Here is a 6,137-nt window from a genome sequence, read left to right as displayed (position 1 = left end):
GTCGTGGATCAATCAGGTCGAGCGTTGGTTCGCCGAACTCACCCGCAAGCAAATCCAGCGCGGTGTCCACACTTCCACAGCCCAACTCGAAGCCGATATCCGAAGCTTCATCGATCGGCACAACGCCAATCCAAAGCCTTTCCGATGGACCAAATCCGCCGACGATATCCTCGCCGCCGTCAAACGCTTCTGTCAAAAGACCGAGCAAACATTATGCACCGAACTTTAGATTCAGGTGACTAGTCGAAGAACAGATAGCCCGGATCGAAATCGCCGAAGACCTGCAACGCCGGCCAGTCGAGGATCGTCACTTCGCCCGAGCGGAATTCGACCAGCCCCTTTTCGCGCAACTGCCGCAGCATCCGGTTGGCATGGACCGCGGTCAGCCCCGTCGCGTCGGCGAGGTCGATCTGGGTCAGCGGGAGCGCGAAGCGCAGGCCATCGACCATGCCGATCCGCTCGAGGCGCACATAGAGTTCGCAAAACAGGTGCGCCATTCGGACCGCGGCCGAGCGGGCCCCGATCGATACGATCCATTCGCGGTTGATCGCAGCGTCGATCAGGGTGGAGCGCCAGAGCAGCTCAGTCAGCGTCGCCGATTGCTCGGTGAGCGCGCGGATCGCGGCGTGCGGGAACAGGGCGACCTTGACCTGAGTCAGCGCGGCAACCGAATGTTCGAGCCGCTTGAGCGGGTAGCTGTGGAGATCGACGAAATCGCCCGGCACATGGATCGCCAGGATCTGCCGCCGCCCCTCGGGCGTATCCTTGTAGCGTTCGATGAACCCTTCGAGCAGCAAGGTGCACTGACTGAGCGGCACCTGCTGGCGGACAATGACCTGCTTGGCCCGGTAATCGGCGGTGCGCGCCACCGACGCTTCGAGCGATGCAGTCTCCACATCGCTCAGCTTCGGGACGCGGTGGGTCTGGAGAAAGGATCGCGTGTACATCGGTCTCCACCTTTTTTCCGGAACCCTGCGCGTCCCGCTGGCGTTAGTTTTTTCATGTTGCGCAGGTAGATAGCATTATGTCCAATAAACCGCACGACACTCCAACCAAAGCTACGGCCGAGCAGGGCGAAGTCATGCTCGACGGACCCGACGGCCTGGCCTTGTCCTTCACCCCCCATGCCGCAGCGAAATCCGCTGCGGCAATGGCCAAGGCAGCGACCGAGGCGGGCCGCCAGACCGAGGACGCGAAGCGCTCCAAATAGCGGCGGCACGGGAATTCACCTTTACCCGGATCAAGCCGGCGCGGGAATGTCGCCGCCTGCCATTTACCACGCGGTCGAGAATGCTCTTAACCAATGCGGGCGCATGAGGTGGCGTGCTTTATGCCAAACTCTTCCGAAGCCGTTGGGCGGCGCTGCTCTGGGCGGCCGGCATCCTGTKGTTCGCGGTAGATGTCGCCGGCTATGCTCCGGACCGCAAAGACCCGGCGGCGAATGCGAGCGCGCCGGCCGATACCGACGCGACCGGCGAGGCTGTCCAGAACAGCGATCTCGAGATCCTCGCCGGGATGATGAACGGGAATTGAGGCTCAGCGTCCCCCGAACATAAACGCCGCCGCGCCGACAAGGCAGGCGAACGCGCCGAGATGGCGCCAGCCGAGCGGTTCGCCGAGCACCGTCACCATGAAGACGCCGAACACGACCAGCGCAATCACCTCCTGCGCGATCTTCAGCTGCCCGCCGCTCCAGCCCGACGCATAACCGAGGCGGTTAGCCGGCACCGCGAGGCAATATTCGAACAGGGCGATGCCCCAGCTGATCAGGATCACGACGAAGATCGGCTTCGTCATGCCGCCCTTCAGATGCCAGTACCAGGCGATCGTCATGAAGCAGTTGGAGGCGATCAGCAGCAAAAGCGTCGGCATCGGCCGACCTTATGGCCGTGTCGGTGCCGGCTTCAAGTCGATGCTGCGAATGTGCCAGCTTTTCTGCTCGGCGGTCGCGCCGTCGATATCGGCGGTGCGGTGGAGCGTGACGCTGCCGATCTGATATTCTGGGGCGCCACCCTTTTTGAGCCGGGCTGAGATCTGCACCGGCACCGTCACATAACGCTGACCCGCCCCCGCATCCACATCGCCGGGCGCGCCGATATTGGCGTGATATTCCGAATAACGGGCGAACCGCGCTGCGAAAGCATCGGGATTGGTACCTGACGCCTTGCCGCCATCGGCCCAGAGCGACCGGGCCCGGGCATATTTCCCTTCACCGATCAGCGCATAATAGGTCTGAACGACATTGGCCGCGCCCTGTGCGCTGTTCGGCGTGAAGGGCGCTTCCGAGACGGGCGTGCGATCGTCCGGCAGTCCGCCCGGCGTCCCGGGCGCCGGGGGGTTCAGAGGCGCGGGCTCCTGAGTGGGCGTTGGTGTGGCGGTGGGGCTGGGATCCGCCGCCACATTGGCGGCATAAGCGTCGACGCTACCCTGTGCCTGGACGGCGGCGGCATTGATGTCGATCGTCTGGTTGGCGGCGACATCCTTGCCCGCGGAGCAGCCGGCCATCAGCAGGAGGGAAAGTGCGGCGAGATAGCGCAAGGGGCAGCCTTTTCATGACGGATGCCCCTAACGCCGCGTCTCGCCGCAACGTTCCGCCGCCGCTTATTTCCCGGCGGTGAAATCCTTGAACCGCTCGTTGCCGATAAAGCCCAGCTTCGTGATCCCGGAGCGCTCGATCACGGCGAGGGTCTGGTCGAACCGCTCATAGCGCGCGGCCGCATCGGCGCGAATCTGCACCTGCACATTCGGATCGGGCTGCGCCGCGGCGAGATGGGCTTGAAGGGCTTTGGTATCGACCGGCGTGCCGTCCCAGCTGACCACGCCTTTGGCATCGAGATCGATCAGGTGGACTACCGGTGGGCTCGGCGAGGTGCTGCCGATCTGTGGCAGATTCAGCGGCACCTTATGGGTCATCGTCGGTATCGACAGGATCATCATCACCAGCAGCACGAGCATCACATCGATCAGCGGCGTGATGTTCAGCTCGGAGAGGGGTTCGAAGTCGCGGGTGGCCTGCGACCGGATTGCGATTGCGCGTGCGCTCATCATGTCCTCCCTTAATTGGTGACGTTACACCATATCATGAAAGACCTGATCGGCAAGTGCTAAAATCACGACCTCAAACGGTCAGCATTCTTCGTATTTCCAGTTCCTGCGTTTGCCCTCGCGGAGCAGCGCGATCGTCTCGCCGACTCGCCTCGCTTTAGTCTCGGGCCTTTTGGCCTCGCCGACCCATTCGCAATATTCGCGCCGGCAGCTCGGCGGGAAGGCCTTGAAGGTCGCCGCCGCGGCACCGTCCCGCGCCAGTGCCTCGGCGAGTTCGGGCGGTATTTCGGCCTCGGGCTTGGACGGCCGCGCCTTGCGCTTGATCGCGCCGTCTCCGGCATCGACCAGCGCCATCGCCTCCTGCACGAGACGTTCGAGCTCGGCATCGTCGGGCAGGTCGGCGACCGAGGTCAGGCGCCCGAACTGGCCCATCGCATCGCCTTCCATGCCCGTCGCCAGCGCGTCGCGCCGCCAGAAGCCGAAACTCGCATGCGCCTTGAAACCGGACATGATCGCAAGCGGGTGACCGTGATAATCGAAAAACGGCCGACTCCATTTGATCGTCTCGGTCACATCTGGGCAGGCGGCGTGGACCCGCGCACGGATGTGATCGAGGATCGGCCGCGCGAAATCGGCCTGACGCGCGATATAGGCGTCGATGCGGGGATCAGTCGGCATGGCGGTGGCTCCCGGTTCCGCCGGTGATCCTATGCAGCGCGGGCGGGAGCGGTCAATCCGGCTCCGCCGCCCGGTTCAGGGCCTCAGCGCGGCATCATCCTCATCGCTGAGATCGTCCTCATCGATATCGTCGTCGTCCAGATCGTCCTGGAGTTCGTCTTCGGTGAGATCGTCCTCGTCCTCATCGGAGTCGTCGTCTTCCTGGCCGAGTTCGTCACTGTCCATCTCGATATCGTCGTCATCGTCGTCGTCATCGCCGACGTCCGGGCTGAGGTCAGTCAGGATCGTGCCGTCAGTCGGGCCGTCGCGTGTGACTTCGAGGATTTCGGCGCGCTGGCTCTCGTCATAGCCCTCTTCGTCGTAACCGTCGTCCCCGGTGCCCTCGCCAGGCACCTGATAGCCACCCATGGTCATGGTACGTCTCCATCGCAGAGCTTCACGATATCATAGTCGGCGAACGGCGGACGAGGTTTAGGGTTCCTTCGCTGCGGGAATAAAATATGTTAAGAATCGCGGGCGCCTGCCCAAGGGGCGCGTTCAGGCCGGCCGGAACAGCCGGCCGCGCTCAGTGACTGCGACGACCGCAAGCGCGACGATGCCGCAGCACAGGAAACCCAGATGCATCGGCACCGTCGTCCCGGCAAAGGACTGGCCGATCATCGTGCCGATCAGCGCGCCCAGGGTGACGCTGCAGAAACCCTGCACGCTCGAGGCAGTGCCGGCGATCTTGCCCATGTCCTGCATCGCCATCGCCGAGAAATTGGCGGTGGCAAGGCCAAGGCACCCCATCGTCAGAGCCTGGAGGATGACGAACATGACCAGGTTTTCGCCGCCCAGTCGCTGGATTACCAGATTGATCGCCGACAGCGCGATCAGGATGACGACCGCGCTGTGCGACAACAGGCGCGACCCCAGCCGCATCACCACGCGCGAGTTGAGCAAATTCGCCACCGCCATCATCCCGGCCGTCCCCCCGAACACCAGGTTGAGCTGTTTGGGCTCGTGGAATACCGTGGTGACAACCTGTTGCACTGAGGTGATGTACCCGAACAGCGCGCCCTGCAGCGCCGTCGCCGCCAGCGCATAGCCGAGCGACCAGCGATTGGTGACGGTCGTGCGATAACCCTGGAGCAGCCGCGCGATGGAAAAGGGTAAGCGCTCACCCGCCAGCGTCTCGGGCATGCGAAGCGCGAACCAGATGAGTACGATCGCGGTGAGCGTGGCGATGACGCTGAAGATCAGCCGCCAGGACCCGAACAACAGGATGAACTGACCGAGGCTCGGCGCCATGACCGGCGCAATCATGAAGACGATGATGACGAGGCTCATCACCCGCGCCATCGCGCGGCCCGAATAGCAATCGCGTACCAGGGCGATCGTCACCACGCGCGTTGCCGCAATTGCGACGGCACCGAAGAGTCGCGCCATGAGCAGCAGCGGAAAGCTCGCCGAGAAGGCCGCCACCACATTGGCGACCCCGTAGATCGACAGAGCGGCGATAAGGATCGGGCGGCGCCCGAACCGGTCAGCCAGCGGCCCGTGGATCAGCTGCCCGAGGCCAAGGCCGATCAGGTAGATGGAGATGACATATTGGCGCTCATTCTCGGTCACCACATGCAGCTGCGCGCCGATCGCTGGCAGCGCGGGCAGCATCGTGTCGACACCGATCGCGCCGATCGCCATCAGCGAGGCGACCATCACGACGAATTCGCGAAAGCCGATCGGCGACGTGTTGGCTGACTCGGAATGCTGCATTGCGGTCATGGCCACGCCTGTTGCAGATGATGCTCGCAAGGTCACCCCCAGAAGCACGATAACTTGACGGGCTGCGGGTATGACCTTAGTGTGTTATCTTAGTAATTCACCTAGGAGATACGGATGTTTCGCCCCCTGGCCGCCGCGCTCATTCTCACCGCAACGCTAAGCGCCTGCGACGGTTCGAAGGACGGCACAAGCATTTCGCTCAACTCCACCGACAGCGACGGCAATGTTGTCGCCAGCATGGACGGCAATTCAGGCGCGGTCGCGATCAACGCGCCGGGCTTTTCGGGCAAGATCAACCTGCCCAAGCTGCATCTCGACTCCAAGGATTTCGACATGAACGGGGTGCATCTCTACCCCGGCTCGACGATTTCGGCGATGAACATCGACGCGCATAGCGGTGGCAAGGCCGGCGATGACGACGATAGCGGCACCGTCCGCGTCAGCTTCGCCAGCCCCGCCTCGACCGCTACCGTGCGCGACTGGTATCAGCAGAAGCTGAGTGCCGCCGGCTTCACGCTTTCGGCGAGCGGCGACGGCCTGGTCGGCACGACCAATGAGAAGAAGCCCTTCAAGCTCGATCTCTCGCCCGATGGCGCGGACAAGTCGAAGGGCACCATCACCGTCAGCTGAACCTGTACGCAGCGGATGCG

Annotated in this window: 10 protein-coding genes and 1 pseudogene; 4 read left to right on the top strand and 7 right to left on the bottom strand. The window is 63.3% G+C overall.

Going from position 1 to position 6,137, the window contains the following annotated elements; translation table 11 throughout:
• Positions 1-229: pseudogene (locus AC1DVS_RS15505) on the top strand (IS630 family transposase); the annotation flags it as partial.
• Positions 230-239: 10 nt separating this feature from the next.
• Here AC1DVS_RS15505 and AC1DVS_RS15500 read toward each other — a convergent pair.
• Positions 240-947: a Crp/Fnr family transcriptional regulator gene (locus AC1DVS_RS15500; protein ID WP_478024433.1), complete on the bottom strand. Its 708-nt coding sequence runs from the start codon at positions 945-947 to the stop codon at positions 240-242.
• 77 nt (positions 948-1,024) lie between these two features.
• Between AC1DVS_RS15500 and AC1DVS_RS15495 the strand changes: the two genes are divergently transcribed.
• Complete coding sequence (locus AC1DVS_RS15495; protein WP_478024431.1) at positions 1,025-1,210, top strand: hypothetical protein; 186 nt, start codon at positions 1,025-1,027, stop codon at positions 1,208-1,210.
• Between the two features lie 113 nt (positions 1,211-1,323).
• A complete protein-coding gene (locus tag AC1DVS_RS15490) occupies positions 1,324-1,533 on the top strand; it encodes a hypothetical protein (protein WP_478024430.1) in 210 nt (69 codons plus the stop codon).
• 3 nt (positions 1,534-1,536) lie between these two features.
• Here AC1DVS_RS15490 and AC1DVS_RS15485 read toward each other — a convergent pair whose 3' ends face one another.
• The 6 genes from AC1DVS_RS15485 to AC1DVS_RS15460 form a co-directional block, all read right to left on the bottom strand.
• Entirely contained in the window at positions 1,537-1,872 is a 336-nt protein-coding gene (locus AC1DVS_RS15485) for a DMT family protein (protein ID WP_478024428.1), read from the bottom strand.
• Positions 1,873-1,881: 9 nt separating this feature from the next.
• Complete coding sequence (locus AC1DVS_RS15480) at positions 1,882-2,538, bottom strand: hypothetical protein (protein WP_478024427.1); 657 nt, start codon at positions 2,536-2,538, stop codon at positions 1,882-1,884.
• A 63-nt stretch (positions 2,539-2,601) separates the two neighbouring features.
• Positions 2,602-3,045 (bottom strand): ExbD/TolR family protein, encoded by a 444-nt coding sequence (locus tag AC1DVS_RS15475; protein WP_478024426.1) that lies wholly within the window; start codon positions 3,043-3,045, stop codon positions 2,602-2,604.
• Positions 3,046-3,126: 81 nt separating this feature from the next.
• The gene (locus AC1DVS_RS15470) at positions 3,127-3,723 is read right to left on the bottom strand and encodes a YdeI/OmpD-associated family protein (RefSeq protein ID WP_478024424.1); all 597 of its coding nucleotides are present in this window, start codon (positions 3,721-3,723) and stop codon (positions 3,127-3,129) included.
• A 75-nt stretch (positions 3,724-3,798) separates the two neighbouring features.
• The gene (locus AC1DVS_RS15465; protein WP_478024469.1) at positions 3,799-4,131 is read right to left on the bottom strand and encodes a DNA primase; all 333 of its coding nucleotides are present in this window, start codon (positions 4,129-4,131) and stop codon (positions 3,799-3,801) included.
• Between the two features lie 129 nt (positions 4,132-4,260).
• The gene (locus AC1DVS_RS15460; protein WP_478024423.1) at positions 4,261-5,487 is read right to left on the bottom strand and encodes a multidrug effflux MFS transporter; all 1,227 of its coding nucleotides are present in this window, start codon (positions 5,485-5,487) and stop codon (positions 4,261-4,263) included.
• Between the two features lie 114 nt (positions 5,488-5,601).
• Between AC1DVS_RS15460 and AC1DVS_RS15455 the strand changes: the two genes are divergently transcribed.
• Positions 5,602-6,117: a hypothetical protein gene (locus tag AC1DVS_RS15455; RefSeq protein ID WP_478024422.1), complete on the top strand. Its 516-nt coding sequence runs from the start codon at positions 5,602-5,604 to the stop codon at positions 6,115-6,117.
• The last annotated feature ends 20 nt before the right edge of the window (positions 6,118-6,137 follow it).

It is taken from the genome of Sphingomonas sp. P3_C5 (genome assembly GCF_056402635.1).
Note: the sequence above shows the minus strand (reverse complement) of the source record. Positions and strands in the feature narration are given on the sequence as shown.

Coding starts and splice junctions, on each gene's coding strand:
- AC1DVS_RS15500 (WP_478024433.1), bottom strand. CDS start 947: ATGTACACGCGATCCTTTCTCCAGACCCACCGCGTCCCGAAGCTGAGC.
- AC1DVS_RS15495 (WP_478024431.1), top strand. CDS start 1,025: ATGTCCAATAAACCGCACGACACTCCAACCAAAGCTACGGCCGAGCAG.
- AC1DVS_RS15485 (WP_478024428.1), bottom strand. CDS start 1,872: ATGCCGACGCTTTTGCTGCTGATCGCCTCCAACTGCTTCATGACGATC.
- AC1DVS_RS15475 (WP_478024426.1), bottom strand. CDS start 3,045: ATGAGCGCACGCGCAATCGCAATCCGGTCGCAGGCCACCCGCGACTTC.
- AC1DVS_RS15470 (WP_478024424.1), bottom strand. CDS start 3,723: ATGCCGACTGATCCCCGCATCGACGCCTATATCGCGCGTCAGGCCGAT.
- AC1DVS_RS15465 (WP_478024469.1), bottom strand. CDS start 4,131: ATGGGTGGCTATCAGGTGCCTGGCGAGGGCACCGGGGACGACGGTTAC.
- AC1DVS_RS15460 (WP_478024423.1), bottom strand. CDS start 5,487: ATGACCGCAATGCAGCATTCCGAGTCAGCCAACACGTCGCCGATCGGC.
- AC1DVS_RS15455 (WP_478024422.1), top strand. CDS start 5,602: ATGTTTCGCCCCCTGGCCGCCGCGCTCATTCTCACCGCAACGCTAAGC.